The organism is Nocardia sp. NPDC046473, from assembly GCF_040645995.1.
Taxonomy (GTDB): Bacteria; Actinomycetota; Actinomycetes; order Mycobacteriales; family Mycobacteriaceae; genus Nocardia.
Window position 1 is genome coordinate 63,061 of record NZ_JBEYZJ010000008.1, and the last position, 24,152, is coordinate 87,212.

A 24,152-nucleotide genomic window follows, 5' to 3' on the forward strand; every position below is an offset into this window, starting at 1 on the left:
GGAATAAGGGGAATGGTTACTCATCAATTCGCCAACGTCCGTCGGCAGTTGCAATTGAGCAACTCCTTCTGGGACGACAGCGCAGCTCACGGCCTGGTGGATATCGTCGCCGCGGACATGCGCGACGGGCACGTGCACGACCGGGAAGGCCGCACTATCGTCAACTTTTCGTCGTATTCGTATCTCGGCCTGGACAGCGACCCGCGAATAGTCGCGGGCGCCCACCGTGGACTCGACGAAACCGCGACAATCAATTCCTCCATCTCCCGCATGCGCATTCGGCTCGAGCTCTTGGAAGAGGCCGAGCAACGCCTCTCGCAGACCTTCGGCGCGCAGGCGGTCACGGTGTCGTCCTGTGCGGCCGCGGCCTGGGCGACACTGCCGCTACTGGCCTCCGGTGAGCTCACCGACGGGCACCCGCCGCTGGTCGTGTTCGACAAGAACGCGCATTTCTGTCTGAACGCGATGAAGCCGCTGGTCGCGGATGAAGCCGAGCTGGTCACGATCGCACACAACGATGTCGCCGCCTTGGAAGAGTTGTGCCGCAGGCATTCTCACGTCGCCTATGTCGCCGACGGCGTCTACAGCACAGGCGGGGGAGCGCCGCTGGACGAGCTGTTCCGGCTCCAGGACGAGTACGGGCTGTTCCTGTATTTCGATGAGGCACACGGCATCTCGACCCTGGGCGCCCGGGGCCGCGGATACGTCCTCGGCTCCCACGAAGGCTGGCGGGACCGGACGCTCGTAATCGCCTCGCTCAACAAGGGTTTCGGGGCCAGCGGCGGTGTCATCTTCTTCGGGGCGTTCGGCGACGATGTCCTGAAGAACACGCTGCTGCGCACCAGCGGACCGCTGATGTGGTCACAGCGAATCAACACGGCCGGACTCGGCGCCATCGTCGCGGCCTGCGATCTGCACGACGACGGCACGGTCGATGACCGTCAGATCGCACTGCAGGAACGCATTCGGCTTTTCGACTCGCTGGTCGACACCGACCTGGCCGGCGACGGCCTTCCCATCCGATTCGTCAGCATCGGCCAGGAGGACGGCACCATCGCCGTGGCGCGGGACATGCTCGGCGCGGGCTTCTACACTTCGCCCATCTTCTTCCCGATCATCCGCCGCGGCAGCGCGGGCCTGCGCCTCATGCTGCGGGCCGACCTCGAGCCCGACACGATTCGCCGATTCGCCGACACCCTGAACTCGAGTCTGGCCGCACATCAGGATCGAGCGGAGCTACCGGCATGACCGTCACCGTCGAACACAACGTCGGATTCGAAGCACAACGCAAACTGCTGCGCGACCACAACGCAGGCATCGTCGCGCCGCGCCGCCGAACCGGCGACGCCAAACTGCCGGTTCGGGAACGGGTGAATCGCATCCTCGACCCGGGCACACCGTTCCTGGAGATCGGCCGCCTCGCCGCGCACGACGTGTACGACACCGACCTGCCTGCCGCCGCACTCGTCGTGGGGATCGGCAGCATCCACGGCCGTCCCTGCATGGTGTTCGCCAATGACCCGCACGTCAAAGGCGGCACCTATTACCCGCTCACCATCAAGAAGCAGTTGCGTGGGCAGAAATTGGCTCGCGAATACCGCCTGCCGTGCGTGTATCTCGCCGATTCGGGTGGCATCTATCTCCCCTTGCAGGAGGAGATCTTCCCGGACGAAGAGCACCTGGGAAAGATGTTCCGCAACATCGCGGAGATGTCCGCGCTCGGCCTGCCCCAGATTTCCGCCGTGCTCGGAATCTGCACTGCGGGAGGCGCTTACATCCCCGCGATGAGCGATGAGACCGTCATGGTGAAAGACCTCAGCACGGTCTTCCTCGGCGGCCCGCAGCTGGTGGAAGCCGCCACCGGCATCAAGGTCGACGCGCAAACACTCGGCGGCGCGGACCTGCACGTACGAGAGACCGCCGTCGCGGACCATCTGGCGATGAACGAGGTGGAAGCGTTGGCGATGGTGCGGGATATCGTCGCCCGCACGCCGGGCGACAAGGTGCGTCCACCGGCCTTCGCGGCCCTCGAACCGGCCGACGATCCGGCGCGTCTGCCGGAGCTGATTCCGGCTACCACGAAGAAGGAGATGAACGTTCGCGCGATCCTGCGCTGTGTCGTCGACGCCACCTCGTGGGTGGAGTACCGCAAGGACTACGGCATCACCATGGTGTGCGCGACCGCGCGGATCGCCGGATACGAGGTGGGGATCGTCGCGAATCAGGGCGTGATCTTCCCCGACAGCGCGCTCAAGGCGACGAACTTCATTCAGATCTGCAATCAACGCCGCATCCCATTGCTGTTCGTGCACAACGTGAGTGGCTTCATGGTCGGCGAGCAATACGAGCGTGCGGGCATTGCGAAGCACGGCGCGAAAATGGTCAACGCCGTCTCGTGCGCGACGGTGCCGAAGATCTCGCTGGTGATCGGCGGCAGCTTCGGCGCGGCCAACTTCGCCATGTCGGGACGCTCGATGGGCGGCCAGTTCATGGCCATGTGGCCGAACGCGCGCTCCACCGGCGTCGGCGGTGAGCAGGCGGCTGCGGTGATGGCAATTCTCAAGCGGGACAAGCTCCGTCGTGAGGGGAAGGAGCTCGGCGCGGAAGAGGAGGCGGCGATCAAACAGCCGATCATCGACAGCTTCGAACGCCAGTCGCACCCGGCGTATATCGCCGCACGGATGTGGATCGACGCGGTCGTCGAGCCGGAGGACACCCGCACCTGGCTCGCGCAGTGCCTGTCGCTGGCGCATGAACGCTGGGATAGACCACAGCCGGACGCAGGCACGTTCGGGGTGTTCCGGCTGTGATCGCGACGCTGCTCATCGCGAATCGAGGTGAGGTCGCGGCGCGGATCGCGCGGACCTGCCGCCGCCTCGGCATCGGCTACGTCACCGTGAGTGTCGACGAGGATCGCGAATCGACCTACCACGCCGGTGCGGTGGCAACCGTGCGACTACCCGCGGCGGGCGGCCACCTCGATGCCGCCGCGTTGGTGCGCGCGGCCATCGAAACAGGCTGTGACGCAGTGCATCCCGGTTACGGATTCCTCTCCGAGAACGCCGACTTCGCCCGCGCCGTCCGGTCCGCCGGATTGGTCTTCGTCGGCCCGAGTTCCCGGGTGATCGAGACCATGGCCGACAAGGCCTCCGCACTCACGGTCATGGCCGACGCGGGCGTCCCGGTGCTGCCAGGCACCCGGCAGGCGAGCGGCGACCTCGCGGCCCTGGCCCGCGCGGCCGAGGACATCGGCTACCCGCTCATCGTCAAACCGGCGGGTGGCGGTGGCGGCAAGGGCATGTCGGTGGTGCGCTCCCGTGCCGAACTGCGCGAGTCGCTGGCCTCGGCCACCCGGACCGCGACAGCGGCTTTCGCCGACGGCCGCCTGCATCTGGAACGGTACGTAGAGCACGCGCGCCACATCGAAGTGCAGATCTTCGGCGACGAATTCGGCAGTGTCGTACACCTTTTCGATCGGGACTGCTCATTGCAGCGACGACACCAGAAGGTGATCGAGGAAGCGCCCGCGCCGCGGATCCCGGACGCCATCCGCGCCCGGATATTCGATGCGGCGGTGCGCGGTGCGCAGGCGCTGAATTACGTCGGCGCAGGCACTTTCGAGTTCCTCCTGGTGGGCGAGGAGTTCTTCTTCATCGAGATGAACACGCGGCTACAGGTCGAGCACACAGTTACCGAGGAGATCACCGGTATCGACCTGGTGGACTGGCAGCTGCGGGTCGCCTCGGGTGAGCCGCTGCCCGCGACACAGGAGCAGATCACCTATACCGGTGCCTCCGTTCAGGTCCGGATGTACGCCGAAGATCCGTTCCGGGCGTTCCTACCCTGTCCCGGCGCACTCGAAGTGACGCAATGGCCGAACGTTCGCATCGAGCGCGCATTCGATCGCCACCTGAACGTCACCGGCGGTTTCGACCCGATGATCGCCAAACTCGTCGCCACCGGCACGACCCGCGCCGAGGCGCTCGCCGCCGCCCGGCAGGCCTGCGCGGAGCTGCGCTGGACCGGTATCTCCACGAACCTCGGATTCGTCGGCCACGTCCTCGGTTCGCCGATCCTGGCGGCCGTCGAGCACGACACCTCCTACCTGGACCGCATCGATCCGACCACTGAGTTCGCGGATCCAGACCTGTTGGGCGCCTTCGCAGTTGCCGCCGCACTGACCGCGCCCGATCGCGTTACACCGTGGTCGGTGGGCGCACCGGTCGGCGACCGCGCGTTGCTCGATCCCGCCGATCATGATCTCGGCAGTATCGATTTGACGGTCGACGGGCGGCCGTTCACCGTCCGCGTCAACGGCTACGACGGCGAGGCGGTGCGGGTTCGCGCGGACACCGCCGACCGGGGTGTCGTGTGTGTTCGAACCAGCGACGACACCATGTCGGTCGGCTCGACACCCTGTGTGGTCCGACGCGTCGGCGAGGCGTGGGCCATCCAGGTCGCAGGCGTGTCGAGGGAAGTCCGGTACGCGGAGTACCGGTCGTTCGGCAGTACCGCGACCGACCCCGAGATCCGTTCTCCCATGCCGGGCACCGTCGTTCGGCTCCATGTCGAATCGGGCACGCAGGTGGAGAAAGGCCAGCTGCTCGGCGTGGTCGAGGCCATGAAGATGGAGCACGAGTTGACCGCGACCCATCCCGGAATCGTCACCGTGACCGCCACCGAAGGCGCGGTCGTGACCACTGATCAACCACTATTTCTCATCGAAGATAGGAGCGCCGCACTGTGATGCGGACTCGACGAATAGCAACAGCTCTCCTGATGGCCACAGCGCTGCTGGCGACCGCATGCGGTGGATCGGACACCACGGCGGGCACCTCGGCGCAACCGCGGAGCGGGGGCTCGCTCACCTGGGGTGTGGAGACGGAGCCGACCACGCTCAATCCGCACCTCAACGGTCAGAGCAACACCCGGATGATGTTGCGCAACACCTACGAAACGCTGCTGGCGCGCACCCAGGACGGCGGCTACGTCCCCTGGCTGGCCACCGGCCACGAGGTGTCGCCCGATGGGCTGACCTACACCTTCACCCTGCGCGACGGAGTGAAGTTCACCGACGGCAATCCGCTGACCGCGGCCGCGGTGGTTCGCAACTTCAGCACCATGCAGGACGTGGCCTACTCCGGCGGGTTCTCCGCCGGACCGCTGTCCAACCTCGGCGGGGTGAGCGCGCGCGATGAGCGAACGGTGGTCTTCACATTGAAGAACCCGTACGCGCCGTTCCTCGACTTCGCCGCGGGCTTCGACATCATCTCGCCGGCAGCGTTCGACAAGCCCCAGCTCAAGGCCGGTGGCCCGGAGATCGCGGGCACCGGTCCGTTCATTCTCGATCGCTACGTCAAGGGTCAGGAACTGCACTTCAAGAAGAACCCGGACTACAACTGGGCGCCGCAGAACGCCGCCCATCAGGGTCCCGCCTACCTCGACGAGCTGACCTACCGGTTCCTGCCCGAGTCGTCGGTGCGTACCGGCGCCCTGACCTCCGGGCAGGTCGACCTCATCGAAGGCGTGTCCGGTAACGACGCGTCGCTGTTCGAGGGCGATGCGGACTACACCTACCAGCGCTCGCTGAACAACGGCAGCCCGTACACGCTGTACTGGAATGCCACCTTCGGTCCGGCCACCGACGAGAAAGTCCGGAAGGCGCTGAACGATTCGGTCGACGTCGATGCGGTGTTGAAGTCGATCTATCGCGGCCAGCGCACCCGCGGTTGGGGTATCGCCTCCAGCGTCGACACGCTGTTCTACGACAAGAGCATCGAGGGCGCCTACGGTCCGAACAAGGAAGCCGCCAACCGTCTGCTCGACGAAGCAGGCTGGACGGCAAAGGATTCCGACGGATTCCGGACCAAGAACGGTCAGCGGCTGACCATCGATCTGGTCCAGGCGCAATCCACCGTCCGCGATCAGCGCGAGGTGCTGTTGCAGGCGGTCCAGGCGCAGGCCAAGCAGAACGCGGGCATCGATCTGAAGCTCTCCTACGTCGACCTCGGCACCTATGCCGAACTCCGCAAGAACAACACCTTCGGTTCGATCGCCAACTCCGACACCATCACCGGCGGCATCGATATCGAAAACCATTGGTACCCGTCGAATTCGAAGGGCACCCTCAACTACAGCCGGGCCGGCGACGCCGAACTGTCCGGCTGGCTGCAGGCCGCCGCCGCGACGACCGACAACGCCGAGCGCGCCAAGCAGTACGCGCAGTTGCAGCGATTCGCATTGGTAGACAAGGCGTACGGGCTGCCGCTCTACATTCCGGAGAATCAGATTGCGGCCGCCGCGCACGTGCACGGTGCGGGTTTCCGCCCCTACAAGCAACTTCCGGAGAACTCCTACGACATCTGGGTCGATCGTGGCTGACGTGGTACTCGGGCGAGCCGAACCGGTGTGGTGTCCATGACGCTCGAAATCACCGCACCGCCAACGGTGAAACTAGCTGCCGACACCGCACCCGATGCGCGCTGGTGGATCGCGAAACGGGTGCTGCTGCGGTTGATCTCGGGCGTCGGCGTGCTGTGGGGCGCCGCCACGCTGTCGTTCATCGGCGTGCGGCTCGCGCCGGGTGACACGGTCGACGTGTTGCTCGGCGAGCAGCCGCGCACGCCGGAAGTCGAGGCGGCCATCCGCGCCGAGTGGGGGCTCGACAGCCCCGCGATCGTCCAATACGCCAGATATCTGTGGCACGTGGCGCACGGGGACTTCGGTCGCTCCTACGTTCTGCAACGGCCGGTGTCGGAGGTGATCGGCTCGCAGGCCGGGCCCACGCTGGCGCTCACCGGGGCGGCGCTGCTGGTGGCGGTGGTCTTCGCGGTGGTCGTCGCGACGACCACCGCGCGGCGGCGGCGAGCGCGCGCCATCGCGAATGCGATTGAGCTGGCGTTGATCTCGACGCCCGCGTTCTGGCTCGGCATCGTGCTGCTCTCGGTGTTCAGCTTCCAGTTGAAGATGTTTCCGGTGGCGGCGAACAAGGGACTGCCCGCCCTGGTGCTGCCCGCGGTCGCGCTCGGCCTCTCGCTCGGCGCGGTCGTCTCCCAGGTGCTGCGTGACGGTCTGGAGCGGGTGCTCGACGAGCCGTTCGCGGTGACGGTGCGCGCGTGGTCGGTGAGTGAGACCGAGCTGCGGCTGCGGCACGGGCTGCGCCATGCCGCACTGCCCGCGGTGACCCTGACCGGCTGGCTGGTCGGCGGGCTGCTGGGCGGGGCGGTGATCATCGAGGAGGTCTTCGGCAGGCCGGGCCTGGGCCGGGTGACGGTCGATGCCGTACTGGCACAGGATCTTCCGGTGGTTCTCGCGGTCGCGATCCTGTCGGCGTTCGTCTACGTGGTGATCAGCACGCTGGTCGATCTGCTGTATCTGTGGCTCGACCCGCGACTGCGCGGGGACTCCCGAGGAGGACCACGATGACGACCGTCGGTCTGCCGCGCGCGACCGTCGACCGAATTGTCACGCGGGCAAGGAATTTCGGCGTCACGCCAGGAGCCGCGTTGGCGGCGTCGACGGTTGTCCTGGTCGCCATCGCGGTGATCGCTCCCGCGGTGCTGGCCGGTGACGATCCGCTGGCCGCCGATCCGCTGGCCGCCCAGCTCGCGCCGAGCGCGCAGCACTGGTTCGGCACCGATCATCTGGGGCGTGATGTCTTCACCCGGGTGGTCCACGGCGCACGCTACTCACTGCTCATCGGGGTCACCGCTGTCGCGATCGCGGTCGCGGTCGGCACGGCGCTCGGCCTGCTGTCCGGGTTGGCCCGCGGGCCGGTGGACGAGCTGATCACCCGCTTCCTCGACGTGGTCTCCGCCTTCCCCGATCTATTGCTCGCGCTGGTGCTGATCTCGTTCACCGGGCCAGGAACCACGAACCTGATCTTCGCGCTCGGTATCGCCTCCATTCCACGGTTCGCCAGGGTGGTGCGCGCCCAGACCCTCGTCGTTCAGGAGTCCGGGTACGTCGAGCAGGCCCGCACCTTCGGACTCACCCGGGCCACGCTGGTGCGCCGGCACGTCCTGCCACACGCGGTGGCCCAGGTGCCGATCCTGGCCACCATCGGCCTCGGCACCGCGATCCTCGGTGCGGCGGGTCTGAGCTTCCTGGGGATGGGACCGCAACCCCCGGAACCGGAATGGGGTGCGATGCTCGCCGAGGGGCGCAACTATCTGCGCAACGCCTGGTGGATTTCGGTGCTGCCCGGTGTGGCGGTCACCGCCACCGTCATCGCCGTGAGCTCGCTCGGACGGCACTGGCAACGACACTACGACGGGAGGCCATCATGAGCCTGGTCTCGATCACGAACCTGCGCATCGGGTTTCCGGCGAAGGCGGGCGTTCACGATGTGGTGCACGGCATCGATCTGCGGATCGAGCCGGGTGAAGTCGTCGCGCTCGTCGGCGAGTCGGGTTCCGGAAAGTCGGTGACCGCGCGCGCTCTGCTCGGTCTGTCCGGATCCGGCGCCGCAGTCCACGCGGACAGTTTCGAGCTTTTCGGGCAGGACGCGCGTGCGTATCGCGAGCGGCAGTGGCGTCGGATCCGCGGCTCCGATATCGGGTTCGTCCTGCAGGACGCGCTCGTGTCCCTCGATCCGCTGTGCACGATCGGCGCGACACTGGCGCAGGTGCAACGTGCGCTGACCGATCTGCGCGGACCGGCGCGCACCGCGCGCAGCGTGCGGTTGCTCACCGAGGTGGGCGTGCCCGAACCCGAACGGCGCTTGACCCAGTATCCCCATGAACTGTCCGGGGGATTGCGTCAGCGGGTGCTGATCGCGACGGCGATCGCGGGTGATCCGCGCTTGATCATCGCCGACGAGCCGACCACCGCCCTCGATGTCACTGTGCAGCAACAGATTCTGGAGTTGCTCCGACAGCGCAAAGCCGCGGGTAACGCGCTACTGCTGATCAGCCATGATCTCGCCGTGGTCGCGGAGCTGGCCGATCGGGTGCTGGTCATGAAGGACGGCACGGTCGTCGAGCAGGGGAGTACGCGCGAGGTCCTGACTCGACCGGCGCACAGCTACACGAAACGTTTGCTCGCTGCCGTCCCTTCGGCCGCCTCCCGCGGTACGGCACTGTCGATACCCGACGATCCGTCGGCCGATATCGACGTCCTCGACCGCAGGCCGCTACCGCCTCGCACGGTGGACGAGACTCGAATCGTGTTGTCGGTGCAGGATCTTCGGAAGACGTACGGCACCGGACCGGCCGCCCGCACCGTGGTCGAGGACGTCAACTTCGACCTGTTCGCCGGTGAGACGCTCGGCATCGTCGGGGAGTCGGGCTCCGGCAAGACGACCACAGCACGCCTCGCGTTGCGACTCATCGCGCCGACCTCCGGGCGCATAGTCGTCGACGGCGAACCGTGGAGCGAATATTCCGACAGCGAACTACGCCGCCACCGCGGCACCGCGCAATTGATCGCACAGGACCCGCTGAGCTCCTTCGATCCGCGCTACACCGTCGAACGCATCATCGGCGAAAGCTTGGACACGGTGGGCATTCGAGGCCGCGCACGAGCGAACCGCGTCCGCGAGATGCTCGACGCGGTGCAACTCGGCCGGGAGTTGCTCGATCGTCATCCCCGCACGCTCTCCGGTGGACAACGACAACGCGTCGCCATCGCCCGCGCGATCGCACCCAGGCCGGCCTTGATCGTTGCCGACGAGCCGGTATCCGCCCTCGACGTGTCGGTGCAGGCGCAGATACTCGACTTGCTGGCCGTGCTGCAAGCGCAGTTCGGCACCGCGCTACTGCTCATCTCACACGACCTCGGGGTGGTACACCATGCGGCGGATCGCGTGGTCGTCATGAAAGACGGTCGCATCGTCGAATCCGGTGTGGTCGACGCGATATTCGAGTCGCCGCAACACGATTACACCCGTCGGCTCGTGGCATCGGTTCCTCGGCTGCCCGGCCCGGCGCCTTCCGGTCGGCGGCAATGATCTGACCGCCGCTGAGTTCGTGCCGAAAGTCAGTTGGCGTCTGCCGACTCCAGCAGTCCCGGCACGGTTTTGGTGGTGTTGTGGCGGAAGATGTTGACCGCACCGACGACCTCGTCGGACTCGTCGCGGATCGGGAAGACGTTGACCAGGGCGAGCAGCCGGAAACCATCGGGCTGTTCGCAGATGACGTCGGCGTCGCGGACGGTGCCGCCGTTGTTGATGACCACCGACGGCGGGGCGGCTTCGTGCGGCATGACCTCGCCGGACGGGTAACGCAGGCGGAATGCGCCGCAGTACTTCTCGCTCGTGCCCAGTTCCGGGGTGCGGCCCCAGGCGCCGATGGCGGTCTTGTTGCAGGCGATCAGCGTGCCGTCCTTCTCCAGCACATAGATGCCGACCTCGATGTCGTCCATGGCGGCCTGGTCGCCGAGCAGGCCGCCGGGCACCAGGTGCCCGTCCTCGAGCTTGCCGTGAAACGTGAGATCGTCCAGTTCACCAGCGGTGATTTTTTGACTAATGCTCATTTCGCTTCCCTTTTACTCGGAATAGCTGCGTTCGATAAAGGAAATCCGGGTGCGTCACTCAGCCGAATAGAGGTTAGGTCCGCACCTCTCGCACCTCAGGTAATTGTACCGAAATTGCTGGCCGGACAGTCTGTTTCACGAGGACCAACCAGCACCGGAACGGTGCGGCAACAAGGTGAGCGGTGCCGCGCGGCCGACCCGTGGTTGCCTGTGGGTGCGCAGGATCATGGGGTACGACTGCACATTGCACCTGGTGGACGAGGACGCGATCCGGGAGCAGTTCGTGCCGAGGCTGCTCGGGCGTTCCGCCGAGCAGACAGCGTTGGATCGGGTGCATCCGGGAGCTGCGCACCTGTGGCGGCAGGTGCTCGAGTTGCTGCTCGGAGCAGACGGGCCGGCCGCGGCGGAGGCTGTGTCCGTTGCGGCGGTCATGTTCAGCGCTTCGAGGCCTGGCCGCCACGTTCAGCGTTGCAGCGCAACGAGTTCTGGGTAGCGGCGGCACGATCGCCCACCGGCGGCCGGTTCGCGCAGTCCACCGTCGACACACAGGCGCGCCCGCGTGCGTTCGGGCCGATCCTGGTGGACGGCGCCGCGGCTGCCGACTGAAGTCAGCGCGGATGGGGCGCTGCAGGACGTCTTAACGTTGATTTGCGGAATGCCCTGGGCAGCCCCGGATCTCGGTCGCGGTGCCGCACTCCATGGCGCGGATCTCAGGTGTACGTCTGATCGTTTCGCTTCGAGCTCGGATCGGTTTGCGGTACAACAGGAGAGTCGCAACGGCGCGGCTGTGGGAGTGAAATCGATTGAATGAGAGGCGTTTCGGAAATGGATCCAATTCTCGGACAGATTGCACTTCTCGCCTTCGGGTGGACCCCGCAGGGATGGGCTTCGTGTGAGGGCCAGATCCTCCAGATCGGCGACTATCAAGCGCTGTTCAGCTTGATCGGAACCACCTACGGCGGCGACGGAAAATCGACATTCGCTCTGCCCAACCTCAAAGCGCAGGCCGAGGCCTTCGGCGGGGCACAGTTTGTGATCGCTGTCGAAGGCATCTATCCCAGTCGGCCCTAGGCCCCGATCTCGGGCGAAATCTGCACTTGTGGCTCGTTGGAGCTGGCAGGCCAGAACACCTTTGGCCGCGTAAGCATTTGCGTGGCCGAAGGTGATCCAATGCCCGACATCGCATAGTCGGTATTTCCGAGCACTACCGAAGGCCACGACTGCCCGGGATGATCTCGGCCCGTTGATCTTCCGCTGACCGCCGCGAGGCCGCTCCGAACCGCGCGGGTCGCGGCATGTGAGTGTGGTGACGACCTGCCTGACGGCGGACCCTCGGGGCGCAAAATGTGTCGATCGGTCCGTGACTTCCGCGGTGATCGACGCGGTTGCGCGATCAGAACACGGCGATGGGATTGACCATGACGCCGGTCAAGCCATGGATGCGCGGCGGGCCGACGGTGAGCAGGAAGCTGTAGCGCTCGAGCTCAGCGCACAGCGCCGCAAGGTCGTCGAGCTGTGATCCGTCGATCAGCGGCATCGCCATTCGGCCCAGTGCGACGCCGTGCAGCGCGGATGGTCCATCAGGGTCGAGTGCCGGGTAGGCGTCGCCCCTGTCGCCCGTGTAGAGGGCGACCCCGCGACGGTGCATCCAGCGCACCGCGTCGAGGCTGATTCCCGGAGTCGGCCTATCTGCGATCAGCGGGTCGGCAGGCCAGCCGAACCGCACCGCCAACGCATCACCCGACCCCACCTCGACGCCTTGCCGCTGTTCGGCGTCTTCGAAGTCGCGCGATGTCACCGCGTGTCCGGCCGGGAGTGGCTCTTCGACAGCCAGATCGAGCAAAACCCCTCGCGTCACGATTCCGGCGGCGAAGGCCGTTGTCGAGGCGAAGGTAACGCCTGCGGCTGTCACGATCTGGTCCCTCGGACGACCGGGGTAGACCTCGTTGCCGGTCGACCAGTGCGCCAGCGCGTCGATGTGCGTCGACTTCGCGTGATGGTTCGTGACCAGCATCAGGTCGGCCGCGACGCCTACCCCGGTGTGCGACATCATCTGCTGCACGGGAGAGATTTCCACCGTCGTGGGCGCGAACGGACTGCTGATCATCGGGTTGGGCATGATCGGCTGGGCCAGCGACGCCCATCGACCGGTCCGCACCTCGGCGGCGGCCTTCGCGCGCACGTCGTCGGTGATGAGGTTGAGTGTGCCGAGTTCGTCGTCGGATCCCCATCGGCCCCAGTTATCGGGCAGGTCAAGGTCATTCGGATCGGCCATGTGGTTGGGCCCCTCTCATCACGATCCACCAGGACGAGGTCGTCCGCTGTCGCGGCGCGCCACCCTGCAAGACAGGCGGCTCCGCGCGGCAAGATCGACAGTACTTCATCGAGCACGACCAGGATCGCGGCGGACGATCCGGCCGGACAACATGTTTGGCAGGATCGCGACTTTGGCCAAAATCGTGTCACCTGGCCTGGCCGCCGGAGATCGCGTACGCCATACTCTCGGTCTCCAGTGCCGAATCCTCCTGCATCACAGGCGCGGAGCTCGTTGTTGACAGCGGTGTGACCGGACAATTATTCGCAACGTCGAGGTGATCGAGTCGGCGCGGCGATGCTCATGCCCACGTGGTGACAGCGCGCACGATGCCCGCGCGGCATCTGCCCTACCGATCCATCACCCAAGAGATGCTGGTGGCCAGCCAATCAGACGCCCGGCCACCGTCCGCTCGAAACGCCCGCCCCGCGGCCAGGCCACGAATCAACTGATTCGGGTGATCCGCAGCACCGGGATCAGTCGCCGTGTCTTGGCCTCGAACTCGGCGAAACCCGGTTGGACGGTTATGGCCTTCGCGAGCAGCCGGGTCCGCTCTTCACCCTCGGTGGGCGTCGCTTCGGCCCGGTAGCTGTCGGCACCGACCTCGACGGTGAGTTCCGGGTTGGCGACGAGGTTGTGATACCAGGCCGGATTCCGGTCGGAACCGGCGGCGGAGGCGATGACGAAAATGTCGCCACCGTCGGTGAAGTACACGACAGGGCTGATGCGCGTCAGGCCGGTCCGGGCGCCGACGGTGGTCAGCAATGCCAGCTCGAACGTGGCGAATCGGCCGCCGACCCGGCCGCGGTTGGCACGGAACTCGGCGATGACTTCAGGGTTGTACTCGAACATTCCGTTCCGATCGTCGATTCGGATGTTGTTGCGGACAACGAGGATCACATAATCGCCATTGCCGCGCGTCGGGATGCCCTGTCGGTCAACCGATCTGGGCACTTGACCAACGCCCTCGCGGCGGCATTTCAGGACGTTGTGGGCGCGGCATGCGAGCTCAGCTCTTGATGGTTTCTGCGATCCGAAGGGCGGCTTGGCCGGGTGTCATGAGCGCGCTTTGCTGGTGCAGTGCAACCGTCGGCCTTGTAGGCTCCTGCTGTGAGCGTAGGTGGGGCGGGATCGACTGTGTCAGCAGGGCGGAAGAAGCGCTATTCACAAATCATGTGGGTTGCAACGCTGGTCGTCATCGGCCTGTACTTGGCTGCGTCGACCAGATTGGTTGGCAGCGGAGACTTGAACGATCATGTGGCGACTCGCCTGAGTGCCTTCGCGATGATCGGCACTGCCCTGGTGTGGTTTCTTTCGATTTTCGGGCAGGAACCGGCTGAGACACGTGGCCCGCGGAAACGCTGGACAAAGCGTCGCGTAGTTGTCCGTCTTGCCATCGCCTGCCCGCTCCTGGCCGGGGCTATTTGGTCGATGATCAGCTCAGGCACGCTCATGGGTCAGCTGATGTGCCAAACGACCGCCATCGTCGTCTTGCTCATCCTCGCATGGAGCTCGACCGCGCCTCAGCGGCAATGATGCATTGTCCTTCGGCAATGATGCATTGTCCTTCGACGTGGTCCGAGATGCTCTCGGGCCGTTGATCTTCGGGCTGGTCGCGCGGCCGTTTCGGACCACACGGCATTGGGCAATATCGGATGTTCTGCGCGGCAGTCGATCTCGCCGCGCAGAACGCGCGATATGCGGCAGAAGCGGACGTTCTGCGGGTCAGTCGATCTCGACTTGCCGATCGCTCGCTCAACTGTCTGTGCTGCTGGCTTCGCGCCCGTTCCGTCGAACTGGCGGACGTAGAAGAAAGATTGACCGAAGACATACGGATGGATGTTTGGGAGTATGTCGTGGGCGGTTCTACGGTCGACACAATCCCGGCGGCGTAATGGCGGCAGTGCCAGCCGCGCAACGAGATTAGTGCACCGCGACGGGAAGCAGGCAGGTTGATATGAGTGAAGAGCCAACAACCATCGAACTCGACGACGCTGTCTTTTCCGGACCGCCCAAGACCTTGGCCGGTGGACTGGTCAAAGCTGTGCGGCCACGCCAGTGGGTGAAGAACGTCTTGGTGCTGGCCGCGCCGCTGGCCGCAGGCACGATTTCGGGTACTGACACCTTCGTCTTGTCCGACCTGACCCGCGTCCTGCATATCGGTATCGCGTTCGTGGTGTTCTGTCTGGCGGCCTCGGGGATCTATCTGGTCAACGACGCGCTCGATGTGGAGGCAGACCGAGCGCATCCGACCAAACGTTTCCGGCCGATCGCCGCCGGTGTCGTGCCGGTGAATCTGGCGTACGCGCTGTCGGTGGTACTCCTGGGCGCCTCGATCCTGATCTCGTTCGCGGCCACGTGGCAGCTGGCAGTGGTGATGGCGGTGTACATCGGTATCCAGCTCGCCTACTGCTTCGGGCTCAAGCATCAAGCGGTGCTCGACATCTGCATCGTGTCGTCGGGCTTCGTATTGCGCACGGTCGCTGGTGGTGTGGCGGCGAACATTCATCTGTCCCAATGGTTCCTGTTGATCGCGGCCTCCGGCTCGCTGTTCATGGCCGCGGGCAAGCGCTATGCCGAGTTGAGGATCGCGCTCGACACCGGTGCCAAGATTCGCAAGTCGCTGCAGTACTACACGCCTACCTATCTGCGTTTCATATGGACCTTGTCCGGTACTGCGGTCGTGGTCTTCTACGGGCTGTGGGCGTTCGAGCCCGATCACCAGGACAACCCATGGTTCGCAATCTCGATGATTCCCTTCACGATCAGCCTCCTGCGTTACGCGGTCGACGTCGATGGCGGCCAGGCCGGTGAACCCGAAGAGATCGTGTTGGGCGACCGAATTCTGCAGCTCTTAGCCGCAGCGTGTCTCGCAGCAGCCGGGATGGCCGTCTACCTCAGCTGAGCAGACATCCGCGCCTCAACCCGACCGCGATCGGCCCCGCGGTCTGGCCTTCACGCACGACGTGAAATCGGCAGTTTCGGCGTTGAACCCAGCCTCGGATCGGTACCGCTGGTCTATCTTCCGCAGAGCCGCACTGGCCGGTTCGATCAGCGCGCAACGCGGCTATTACAGGACGTCGCGATACGGGCTTCCCCGTCGCCGCCGGTATCCGTCTTTCAGAACCGCACACGTTCCTCGAGCAGAAGCGCGCCACGACGATCCCGTTCCCGAGGCAGAAGCGCCCGAGTGCCGTCGTGGCAGCGAACGATGATGCCGATGCCGTTGTCCACGCGTTAGCCTTCGTCCGCCTGAACCCATTGCGGGCTGTTGCCTTGGTCCGCGCTGTCGGTCGAATAGGCCAGTTCGCGTTGCGCATCGAGCTGGGCCAGGCGGTCGGTGAGGGTCTTGGTGATGTGGTTGCTGCTGTGACAGAAGCCAGCATAGACGGATGGGATGCAGGACATCTTTGGTCGCTTCGCGAATGTAGAGGACTGCAGTCGAGTTGCTTCCATAAGTCGTCATCAGATCAGGTGCTACTACGGATGCTGGGTGCGAAGGCTGCGACGAGGACTGCCCCACCGGCCATCACTCCGCCGAGCAGATAGGTTGCATTGGCGAAGCCGTAGATGAAGGCGCCGGTAGTGGAATCGGCGATCGGCTGTGCGGCTGGGCCGGTTTGTCCCGCGAAATCCAGAGCGGCGGCGGCTGAACGGGCAGCCGGTTCGCGTGCTTGGGTCGGCATCTGATGCAGGATCGGCCCGATTCTAGCGCTATAGCCAGCAGCTAGAACGCTGCCCGCTACCGCGATACCGATCGCTGCGCCAAGTTCGCGAGTAACGTCATTGACAGCTGCTCCCACACCTTGTTTCCCGGCGGGGGTCTCGGCGACGATTGCTGCCGTAGCCGGCGCCATCCCGAGCCCAAGCCCTACCCCCATAGTCAACAACGACCACATCAAATTGAAATAGTCGGCCTGACTGCTCAATCGACCGCAGATAAACAAGCCGACGGCAAAAACGATCAGCCCCGAAACCGTTACCGCGCGTAGTCCGAATCGCTCGGCGAGCTTCGGAGATATCAGCGAAACCACTATTAGTGGGGCAGTAATCGGCGTCAGGGCGAATGCCGATCGCATCGCGCTGTAGCCGAACACAATAGGGAGATACTGGATCAGCAATGTTACTACACCAAAAGCGCCGAGAAATACTGTTGTGATGGTTACGGCTCCGCTGCCGAAACCGCGAACAGTGAACAGGCGAACGTCCAGTAATGGCTGCTGTACTCTCAGTTCGATTCGGATGAATGCCGCGAGTGCAGCGACGCCGACTACGCCCAAGGCAATAACGACCGGACTCTGCCATCCGCGCGAAGGGGCTTCCATGAGGGCCAACACGACAAGCGCGACACCGGTTGCCGACGATATCGATCCGAGTGCATCCACAGGTGGCTGGGGCAGAGATCGGAGCGGTTCGCGGGCTGTGTAATATTCGCGGGACACGGGTATCGTCAACGCCAACCCGAATAGAATGCTACTACCGATTGTCAGAATAACAAAGATGTATGGCCACGGCAGCCAGGTTAGCAGTAATGCTGTTCCGGCAATTCCTAACATGCCGCCCGCGCCGGCTATACCCGCCCATATGCCGACGGCTCGTCCGATCTGCGATTCCGGAAACTCTGAGGTCATCAGGGATAACGTGGGCGGCATGACCAGTGCCGCACCGGCACCAGCAGCGGCACGGGAACAAATCAATAACTCCGGACTGCGGAACAGCAATGGTGCAGCCGAGCTGAGAGTCAATACGAACAGCCCTACCAAGAGCGCTGTGCGACGACCGTAACGGTCTCCGAACGCGCCACCTGGTAGTACTAAACATGCCAGAGTCAGCGTATAGCTATTGACCACCCAAGTCAGCTGAATCTGGTTGGCTCCGGTTGTGACAGCGACGCTTTCCAACGCTGGATACAGCGCAGCCATCGATGCCACTACGAGCATCAAAGCCGAACAGGACACGGCGACTATTTGCCACTGAGGCGAAGGCCATCGACCTGCACCACGCGTGCTGGTTTGGTCGGGACGTCTGCGGGGGCGCGGGGACATCATCTTCCGCCCCGGTTTCCTGGGGTCATCGCTGGCCGGGCATCACCCGAAGTAGAGGATCGGCCAGTGTCCGGTGGCCTGCTTCGCCACGTATCGTTGAGGTGGGCTACCCGGGGGCGTAAACCATACTTGTCCGGACCTTTTGCGATCGGCGTGACGAATTTTATTTCGATTCCGTCCATTCGATATCTGCGCGTTTTACACGACCAATATGCCAAAGCGGAAAAATGCCATCGAAGCCCTGCCGCATAGTGGTGCATTATTCGTTTGTCGCTGGGTGAAGCGTCTGAAAGCTCCACCAGATCGCAGAGGTTATCGAAATCGTCTACTGCTACCAGCGCCATGTCCGTTACCTCGTACAAGGCATCCTGTACCGACATTCCTTTCTCTAGCCACAGATACCGCATCGCGCAATCGCAGCTGCCGGAAAGCATTTCTTTCGGAAGCGACATGACATCGTTGTGGAGAAGTGCGAAGTCGCGCAGAGTGGTGTTCATTTCGACGATTATTGGATGCTTTTGCAAGCTCGGACCGGGATAAGAGCCACTTATCATGGCGGATAGGTTTGCATAAAAATCGGCACCGATATCTGCTCGCCTTTCTCTGATATAGTCCCGGAGGGAGAGATCCCGCTTTTCTATATCCTGTTGAGATTCCGAACAGATGGAGCCGCCGAACATTCTTACCGAATCTATGAATTGCACAAGCTGATCGTTGGAGAACCCTTGATCTCGCATGCGTTCGATGAGTTCGGGAATTGACCTGAGTCTTACGTTGTGCAAACATTCGTCGGGCACGCGTTTGGGTTCGATGCTGTAATAACTGGACAGCATTTCGTGGAGTGCCGTAGCCTCTGTGGGCTTATGAGCCAAGTACTTCTGATCGTCTCGAACATCGTCATAGACGGTAATCCAGAGATTGGCGTCGCAGATCAGTCTAAGTAAATCTGGGGGAGCAGTCGGATATGCCCAGGCGGCATATTCGTTGGTTTCGTTGAAGCGAAGCTTTCCGTCCATATATGAAGATACCTGCAATCTTTCCCGGGCCCACTGATAACTCTCCTCTGATATGGAATCTGCATGAAAGTTTCGGGCCAATGGGTATGGCCGTGGTCGTTCCCACAGCTTTAGCTGCGGGATTATCAAGCTATTCAATGGAGTGCCGTCCCACAGAATCGTCGAAGAGAGATCCTTGGTTTCCATAGATCCTGCACTCCGTTCTTCTTTGGTTTCAATTCGACGTAGTACGAGGGGTCGTATCGATCTGGATGTCACTCATCGTGCGGAGGGGCGCAATCGAGACGTCTCAACTCGGACCTGCGGGCGCTACGCCGGATCTGTTAGTTTGAGCGCCTGGTCGATGAGGGTAGACACGATCAGTGCCTCCGGAACGATTGCCACAACTTCCCCGCGAACAAAGATCTGTCCTTTACCGTTGCCGCTGGATACGCCGATATCCGCAGCACGGGCTTCGCCGGGGCCATTGACGACGCACCCCATCACGGCAACGCGAATGGGGAAAGGGAAGTCTTGGAATGCGGCTTCGACCTGAGTCGTGAGCTTGTACAAGTCGACCTGCAGACGGCCGCACCCGGGACAGGATACGATTTCGAGTTTGCGTTGGCGGAGGCCGAGTGATTCGAGTATGCCGATCCCGACTTTGACTTCCTCCACCGGTGGCGCTGACAGCGAAACCCGGATGGTGTCGCCGATTCCTTCATCGAGGAGAATCCCAAAGGCAACGGCGGATTTGATAGTGCCCTGCATCAGTGGCCCAGCTTCAGTAACTCCCAGGTGGAGCGGGTAGTCACAGCGTGCGGCGAGTTCGCGGTAGGCCGCGACCATGACCGCGGGGTCATGGTGTTTAACACTGATTTTGATGTCGGTGAACCCGTGTTCTTCGAACAACGAACATTCCCATAGCGCCGACTTGACCAGTGCCTGCGGGGTTGTTATACCGTCGTCGGTGAGCAGTCTGGGGTCGAGTGATCCGGCGTTGACTCCGATGCGTATGGGCACGCGTGCGGCGTTGGCTCGACGGGCGATTTCGGCAACTTGGTCGTCAAACTGTTTGATGTTGCCGGGGTTCACTCGTACTGCGGCGCAGCCGGCGTCGATGGCTTGGAAGACGTAGCGGGGTTGGAAGTGGATGTCGGCCACAACGGGGATCGGAGATTTGGCGACGATGCTGGGCAACGCGTCGGCGTCGTCACGGGAAGGGACGGCGACGCGGACGATTTCGCACCCTGCGGCGGTGAGTTCGGCGATCTGTTGCAGTGTCGCGTCGATGTCGGCGGTGTTGGTGGTGCACATGGACTGGACCGACACCGGCGCCAGGCCACCGACGGGGACCGAGCCGACCATCAATTGCCGGGATCGACGGCGCGGGTTCGACGGGCGGCCGGTCACTCCCGGACGGTTGCTGAGAAGAGCAGGGCTGCCAAGGTCTGTTGCGCTCATTGAGTGCTCCTGATCGGGCTGTCGGCTCGAGCCGTCGTCAACAAATTTGCCGCGATGCGCGAGATGTTCTCGGGCGCAATGCCGCACTGTTCGAGCAGTTCGTCACGATCCCCATGGGGCAGGAACTGCCGTGCTATTCCGATCGGACGGATAGTGGTGGTGATGCCGAGCTGAGCAGAGTCGTGGAGGAGGTTGGCACCCAGTCCGCCGGAGAGCGAGGAGTCCTCGACGGTGACGACAGCGTTGTGCCGGGCGACCATGTGAATCAGTGCCGGCGTGATGGGATCGACCCACCTCGGATCGATCACGGTGACACCGTAGCCGTCGTCCTCGAGCATGGCAGCGGCTCTCAGACACGCGGCGGCAGTTGTTCCGGCGGATATGATCAACGCATCGAGGGCACGGCCGTTGCTACGGCGCAGGATGTCGAGGCCGTCCATCCGAGACACATACGGGATGTCTTGGCCTACGGTGGCTTTGGGCAGTCGCACTGCAGTTGGGCCGGGGTGATGAACGGCTTCGTTGAGCAGTTCGCGCAGGCGTGCGGGATCGCGGGGCGCTGCCGTTCGGATGCCGGGGACCATCGAGAGCAGCCCGGTGTCCCACATGCCATGGTGTGAGGGCCCATCCGGTCCGGTGATGCCCGCACGGTCGAGAACGAAGGTCACCGGTAATCGGTGCAGGGCAACGTCCATGAGAATTTGGTCGAAGGCCCGGTTGAGGAAGGTGGAATAGACCGCGACGACGGGATGGAGTCCGCCCATGGCTAATCCGGCAGCCGAGCACACGGCGTGCTGTTCGGCAATACCCACGTCGAAGAACCGGTCGGGGTATGCATTGGCGAAGTGGGTCAGGCCAACCGGCTGGCGCATTGATGCGGTGATGCACACGATATCGTCGCGCTCCGCAGCGATACGGACGATCTCGTCGCCGAACACCGAGGTCCAGGACTGGCCTGCGGGTTTGACCGGTTTACCGAGGTGGGGGTCGAGCACGCCGATGGCGTGCATGCGGTCGGCGGTGTCGGTCTCAGCAGGTCTGTAACCGCGCCCTTTCTCTGTGACGACATGCACAACGGCAGTGCGTCTGAGCGCGGACGCGGCACGTAGGGCGTGTTCCACCGCGCCGGTGTCGTGACCGTCAATCGGCCCGATGTAGGAGAGCCCGAGCTGTTCGAATAGTGAACACCGGCGGGCTCCGAGCCTGAGATCCTTCAGATGGTGGGCGATTCCACCGAAGGTGGCGTCGTAGGAACGGCCATTGTCGTTGAGCACCACTATGATTCGACGCTGCGCGCGTGCCGCGAGATTGTTCCAGCCTTCCCATGCCAACCCACCGGTCAGGGCTCCGTCGCCGATCACAGCCACCACAGTTCTGTCGGTACTACCGTTGAGTACGAACGCATCCGACAGACCGCCGGCGTAGGACAGCGCGGTCGAAGCATGTGAGTTCTCCACCCAGTCATGGCCGGATTCAATGCGACTGGGATATCCGGACAGGCCGCCGCTCTGGCGCAACCTTGGGAAAAGGCTTGCTCGCCCGGTCAGCATCTTGTGCACGTAGCTTTGATGTCCGACGTCGAAGATGATCGGGTCGCGTGGTGAATCGAAGACACGATGTAGTGCGACACTGAGTTCGACAATGCCCAGGTTCACCCCGAGATGCCCACCCGTCGAACACACGCGCTTGATGAGGAAATCTCGTATCTGTGAACACAACTCGGGGATGTCCGCACGGGGAATCATTCGCAGATTTTCAGGGGTATCTGCGGCTGCGATCAGGGGCCAGGTCTCGTCGATACTCACTGTGCTGCACTTTCTGATGTCGGGTCCACGTGTCTGGTTCTTGCTTGCCAGGGCAGCGCGAATTGCATGGTTTCGGAGGTGACGCTCTGCTCGAGTACCGTGACTGCACCGTGTTCGGTGAGATGGGCCACGACCTGGTCGACAAGCCGCGCGGGTGCGGACGCGCCAGCTGAGATGCCAACGGTGGCTGCGCCTTCCAACCATCGTGAGTCGATGCAGGTGACATCGTCGATCAGATACGCGGGTACCCCGCGGCGCCGGACCGCCTCCACCATCCGCACCGAGTTCGACGAGTTCGGCGACCCGACAACCAGCACCACATCGGACTGTACGGCCACTGCCTGCACGGCATTTTGACGATTGGTTGTCGCGTAACAGATATCGCTGTGCCCCGGCCCGACCGCGTCGGGGAATCGTGTTCGCAGCGCAGCGATGATGTCGGCGGTTTCGTCGACTGCAAGTGTGGTCTGGGTCAGGTACACCACGTTGGCCGGATCAGGAACCGCGAGTTCGGCCACGTCCTGCACCGTTTGCACAAGTTTCGTGTGCTCGGGTGCCTCTCCGAGCGTGCCTTCGGTTTCCTCGTGTCCGGCGTGGCCGATGAAGATGATGGTCTTGCCTTGCGCTGCGTAGCGTTTGGCTTCGGAGTGCACCTTCGTCACCAGCGGACAGGTGGCGTCGATGACGCGTAGCCCGCGGCTCGCGGCGTCGGCACGGACCTGCGGCGATACTCCGTGTGCGGAGAAGACCACAACTGCGCCGTGCGGAACCTCATCGAGTTCTTCGACGAAGACGACCCCACGATGACACAGCTCCCTGACGACGTGGGTGTTGTGCACGATCTGTTTTCGCACGTAGATCGGCGGGCCGTAATCGGCAAGGACAGACTCGACCGTGTTTATGGCGCGCTCCACGCCGGCGCACAGTGACCGGGGTGAGGCCAACAGCAACTTCAGTTCGGCGCTCATCTCAATACTCCCGTCGAGTGATGAGATCAGCCAGTGTGCGCAGATCGGCGGCCGCTTCCGGCCGAGGGTGCGCCTGCCTGAGCAGCCGCCCTGCCTCTGAACAGCTTTCACGTGCGGTGTTTTCGGCCCACTGCTTGCTACCCGAGAGTTCGATCAATCGCGCCAGATGCGCTGGTTCGGACGGTTCGAGAGGGGCAGGGTCGGCGTATCGTCTCTGCAGCTCGGCTCCAGCGGGTGTTCCCGAGTTCATCGCCGCGACCACCGGAAGGGACTTCTTGCGCCGGACCAGATCGCTGTACACAGGTTTGCCCGTCCGCTGTGGATCCCCCCAGATTCCCAGTAGGTCATCGACCAGCTGGAATGCCATACCGAGTTGAAAGCCGTACGCGTGCATCAGGGCTGCTTGGTCTGTGCTGGTTCCTGCGGCCCGCGCACCCAATTCGCACGCCGCACTCAATAGCGCGGACGTCTTGCCTTCGACCATGTGCACGCAATCGCTCAACGCCACTGTTGTCTGCGTTTCGAACGAGAGATCTTCGGTTTGGCCCTCGCACAGTGCGCACAGCGCGCGGGTGAGAATCCGAGCGTCGTCAATGTCCTTGGAAGCCAACAGATCCGTGGCGGCGGTCAGGAACATGTCGCCGGTCAGAATCGCCGGTCCCAGACCGAACTGCGCCCACGCCGCGGCGCGGTGTCTTCGCGTGCGGTCGCCGTCCATCACGTCGTCGTGTAGCAAGGAGAAGTCGTGAACCATTTCTATCGCGACCGCAGCGGCGATGGCTCGTTCCATTGCATCGCCGGGTCCACCGTCGGTCATGGCGGCCGCGGTCGTCAGAACCAGAGCAGGGCGAAACGCCTTGCCGCCGAGCTGGGTCGGGTTACCCGCCGCGTCCCACCAGCCGATGTGATAGCCGCCGATCCGCGCTATCGAAGGAGGCAAGGCGCTTACTACCGCGCGGTATGCCGGTTCGAACACCGCGCGACAGTCCCCGAGAATCTGTGCGGCTGTACGTGTTTGACTTGCGTGAGCGATAGGTGCCATCTCGGTCGATTCCTTCGGCATCTCATGGGTGTACGACTGATCGCGT

The 24,152-nt window shown here is 63.7% G+C and carries 21 protein-coding genes; 11 read left to right on the forward strand and 10 right to left on the reverse strand.

Annotated features, from left to right (window positions below):
* Nucleotides 1–12 precede the first annotated feature (12 nt).
* Genes ABZ942_RS27935 through ABZ942_RS27965 form a run of 7 tightly spaced genes read left to right on the forward strand, consistent with a single transcriptional unit; the run spans nt 13 to nt 9,949 of the window.
* Complete coding sequence (locus ABZ942_RS27935) at nt 13–1,248, forward strand: aminotransferase class I/II-fold pyridoxal phosphate-dependent enzyme (protein WP_357386993.1); 1,236 nt, start codon at nt 13–15, stop codon at nt 1,246–1,248.
* A complete protein-coding gene (locus ABZ942_RS27940) occupies nt 1,245–2,810 on the forward strand; it encodes a carboxyl transferase domain-containing protein (RefSeq protein WP_357386996.1) in 1,566 nt (521 codons plus the stop codon). Before ABZ942_RS27935 ends, ABZ942_RS27940 begins: the two co-directional genes overlap by 4 nt.
* Nucleotides 2,807–4,747 (forward strand): biotin carboxylase N-terminal domain-containing protein, encoded by a 1,941-nt coding sequence (locus ABZ942_RS27945; RefSeq protein ID WP_357386998.1) that lies wholly within the window; start codon nt 2,807–2,809, stop codon nt 4,745–4,747. The genes ABZ942_RS27940 and ABZ942_RS27945 overlap by 4 nt, the downstream gene beginning before the upstream one ends.
* Before the next feature lie 32 nt (nt 4,748–4,779).
* On the forward strand, nt 4,780–6,381 hold the full coding sequence (locus tag ABZ942_RS27950) for an ABC transporter substrate-binding protein (RefSeq protein ID WP_357387000.1): 1,602 nt from the start codon (nt 4,780–4,782) through the stop codon (nt 6,379–6,381).
* 36 nt (nt 6,382–6,417) lie between these two features.
* Entirely contained in the window at nt 6,418–7,425 is a 1,008-nt protein-coding gene (locus tag ABZ942_RS27955) for an ABC transporter permease (protein ID WP_357387002.1), read from the forward strand.
* Nucleotides 7,422–8,288: an ABC transporter permease gene (locus tag ABZ942_RS27960; protein WP_357387004.1), complete on the forward strand. Its 867-nt coding sequence runs from the start codon at nt 7,422–7,424 to the stop codon at nt 8,286–8,288. Before ABZ942_RS27955 ends, ABZ942_RS27960 begins: the two co-directional genes overlap by 4 nt.
* A complete protein-coding gene (locus ABZ942_RS27965) occupies nt 8,285–9,949 on the forward strand; it encodes an ABC transporter ATP-binding protein (RefSeq protein ID WP_357387006.1) in 1,665 nt (554 codons plus the stop codon). The genes ABZ942_RS27960 and ABZ942_RS27965 overlap by 4 nt, the downstream gene beginning before the upstream one ends.
* 29 nt (nt 9,950–9,978) lie before the next feature.
* On the opposite strand, the gene ABZ942_RS27970 is transcribed toward ABZ942_RS27965, so the two are convergent.
* A complete protein-coding gene (locus ABZ942_RS27970) occupies nt 9,979–10,473 on the reverse strand; it encodes a PAS domain-containing protein (protein WP_357387008.1) in 495 nt (164 codons plus the stop codon).
* A gap of 468 nt (nt 10,474–10,941) precedes the next feature.
* Between ABZ942_RS27970 and ABZ942_RS27975 the strand changes: the two genes are divergently transcribed.
* Together ABZ942_RS27975 and ABZ942_RS27980 are read left to right on the forward strand one after the other, a co-directional pair.
* Entirely contained in the window at nt 10,942–11,079 is a 138-nt protein-coding gene (locus ABZ942_RS27975; RefSeq protein WP_357387010.1) for a hypothetical protein, read from the forward strand.
* 219 nt (nt 11,080–11,298) lie between these two features.
* A complete protein-coding gene (locus tag ABZ942_RS27980) occupies nt 11,299–11,544 on the forward strand; it encodes a tail fiber protein (RefSeq protein WP_357387012.1) in 246 nt (81 codons plus the stop codon).
* A 322-nt stretch (nt 11,545–11,866) separates the two neighbouring features.
* Here the strand turns inward: ABZ942_RS27980 and ABZ942_RS27985 are convergent, their stop codons facing one another.
* Together ABZ942_RS27985 and ABZ942_RS27990 are read right to left on the reverse strand one after the other, a co-directional pair.
* The gene (locus ABZ942_RS27985) at nt 11,867–12,748 is read right to left on the reverse strand and encodes a cyclase family protein (RefSeq protein ID WP_357387014.1); all 882 of its coding nucleotides are present in this window, start codon (nt 12,746–12,748) and stop codon (nt 11,867–11,869) included.
* A 483-nt stretch (nt 12,749–13,231) separates the two neighbouring features.
* The gene (locus ABZ942_RS27990; RefSeq protein ID WP_357387016.1) at nt 13,232–13,741 is read right to left on the reverse strand and encodes a nitroreductase/quinone reductase family protein; all 510 of its coding nucleotides are present in this window, start codon (nt 13,739–13,741) and stop codon (nt 13,232–13,234) included.
* Nucleotides 13,742–13,897: 156 nt separating this feature from the next.
* Here ABZ942_RS27990 and ABZ942_RS27995 point away from each other — a divergent pair, with 156 nt between their 5' ends.
* Together ABZ942_RS27995 and ABZ942_RS28000 are read left to right on the forward strand one after the other, a co-directional pair.
* On the forward strand, nt 13,898–14,323 hold the full coding sequence (locus ABZ942_RS27995; protein ID WP_357387018.1) for a hypothetical protein: 426 nt from the start codon (nt 13,898–13,900) through the stop codon (nt 14,321–14,323).
* Between the two features lie 421 nt (nt 14,324–14,744).
* A complete protein-coding gene (locus ABZ942_RS28000) occupies nt 14,745–15,692 on the forward strand; it encodes a decaprenyl-phosphate phosphoribosyltransferase (RefSeq protein WP_357387020.1) in 948 nt (315 codons plus the stop codon).
* Between the two features lie 332 nt (nt 15,693–16,024).
* Here ABZ942_RS28000 and ABZ942_RS28005 read toward each other — a convergent pair whose 3' ends face one another.
* From ABZ942_RS28005 to ABZ942_RS28035, 7 genes are all read right to left on the reverse strand, one after another.
* A complete protein-coding gene (locus ABZ942_RS28005; RefSeq protein WP_357387021.1) occupies nt 16,025–16,195 on the reverse strand; it encodes a hypothetical protein in 171 nt (56 codons plus the stop codon).
* Nucleotides 16,196–16,257: 62 nt separating this feature from the next.
* Complete coding sequence (locus tag ABZ942_RS28010) at nt 16,258–17,727, reverse strand: MFS transporter (RefSeq protein ID WP_357387925.1); 1,470 nt, start codon at nt 17,725–17,727, stop codon at nt 16,258–16,260.
* Between the two features lie 104 nt (nt 17,728–17,831).
* Nucleotides 17,832–19,034 (reverse strand): hypothetical protein, encoded by a 1,203-nt coding sequence (locus ABZ942_RS28015; protein ID WP_357387023.1) that lies wholly within the window; start codon nt 19,032–19,034, stop codon nt 17,832–17,834.
* A 123-nt stretch (nt 19,035–19,157) separates the two neighbouring features.
* Entirely contained in the window at nt 19,158–20,195 is a 1,038-nt protein-coding gene (gene ispG, locus ABZ942_RS28020) for a flavodoxin-dependent (E)-4-hydroxy-3-methylbut-2-enyl-diphosphate synthase (protein WP_357387927.1), read from the reverse strand.
* Nucleotides 20,196–20,287: 92 nt separating this feature from the next.
* Nucleotides 20,288–22,096 carry a 1-deoxy-D-xylulose-5-phosphate synthase gene (locus ABZ942_RS28025; protein ID WP_357387025.1) on the reverse strand — a complete coding sequence of 603 codons (1,809 nt, stop codon included), beginning with the start codon at nt 22,094–22,096 and terminating at the stop codon, nt 20,288–20,290.
* Entirely contained in the window at nt 22,093–23,064 is a 972-nt protein-coding gene (gene ispH, locus ABZ942_RS28030; RefSeq protein ID WP_357387027.1) for a 4-hydroxy-3-methylbut-2-enyl diphosphate reductase, read from the reverse strand. The genes ABZ942_RS28025 and ispH overlap by 4 nt, the downstream gene beginning before the upstream one ends.
* Before the next feature lies 1 nt (nt 23,065).
* Nucleotides 23,066–24,040: a polyprenyl synthetase family protein gene (locus ABZ942_RS28035; protein ID WP_357387029.1), complete on the reverse strand. Its 975-nt coding sequence runs from the start codon at nt 24,038–24,040 to the stop codon at nt 23,066–23,068.
* Nucleotides 24,041–24,152: the final 112 nt, after the last annotated feature.

Excerpts from the sequence above, each read along its gene's own strand:
- ABZ942_RS28015 (WP_357387023.1), bottom strand. The coding sequence starts at position 19,034 with ATGGAAACCAAGGATCTCTCTTCGACGATTCTGTGGGACGGCACTCCA.
- ABZ942_RS27970 (WP_357387008.1), bottom strand. The coding sequence starts at position 10,473 with ATGAGCATTAGTCAAAAAATCACCGCTGGTGAACTGGACGATCTCACG.
- ABZ942_RS28005 (WP_357387021.1), bottom strand. The coding sequence starts at position 16,195 with ATGTCCTGCATCCCATCCGTCTATGCTGGCTTCTGTCACAGCAGCAAC.
- ABZ942_RS27950 (WP_357387000.1), top strand. The coding sequence starts at position 4,780 with ATGGCCACAGCGCTGCTGGCGACCGCATGCGGTGGATCGGACACCACG.
- ABZ942_RS27935 (WP_357386993.1), top strand. The coding sequence starts at position 13 with ATGGTTACTCATCAATTCGCCAACGTCCGTCGGCAGTTGCAATTGAGC.
- ispH (WP_357387027.1), bottom strand. The coding sequence starts at position 23,064 with ATGAGCGCCGAACTGAAGTTGCTGTTGGCCTCACCCCGGTCACTGTGC.
- ABZ942_RS27960 (WP_357387004.1), top strand. The coding sequence starts at position 7,422 with ATGACGACCGTCGGTCTGCCGCGCGCGACCGTCGACCGAATTGTCACG.
- ABZ942_RS27955 (WP_357387002.1), top strand. The coding sequence starts at position 6,418 with ATGACGCTCGAAATCACCGCACCGCCAACGGTGAAACTAGCTGCCGAC.
- ABZ942_RS27985 (WP_357387014.1), bottom strand. The coding sequence starts at position 12,748 with ATGGCCGATCCGAATGACCTTGACCTGCCCGATAACTGGGGCCGATGG.
- ABZ942_RS27940 (WP_357386996.1), top strand. The coding sequence starts at position 1,245 with ATGACCGTCACCGTCGAACACAACGTCGGATTCGAAGCACAACGCAAA.
- ABZ942_RS28010 (WP_357387925.1), bottom strand. The coding sequence starts at position 17,727 with ATGCTCGTAGTGGCATCGATGGCTGCGCTGTATCCAGCGTTGGAAAGC.
- ispG (WP_357387927.1), bottom strand. The coding sequence starts at position 20,195 with ATGGTCGGCTCGGTCCCCGTCGGTGGCCTGGCGCCGGTGTCGGTCCAG.
- ABZ942_RS28000 (WP_357387020.1), top strand. The coding sequence starts at position 14,745 with ATGAGTGAAGAGCCAACAACCATCGAACTCGACGACGCTGTCTTTTCC.
- ABZ942_RS27980 (WP_357387012.1), top strand. The coding sequence starts at position 11,299 with ATGGATCCAATTCTCGGACAGATTGCACTTCTCGCCTTCGGGTGGACC.
- ABZ942_RS27965 (WP_357387006.1), top strand. The coding sequence starts at position 8,285 with ATGAGCCTGGTCTCGATCACGAACCTGCGCATCGGGTTTCCGGCGAAG.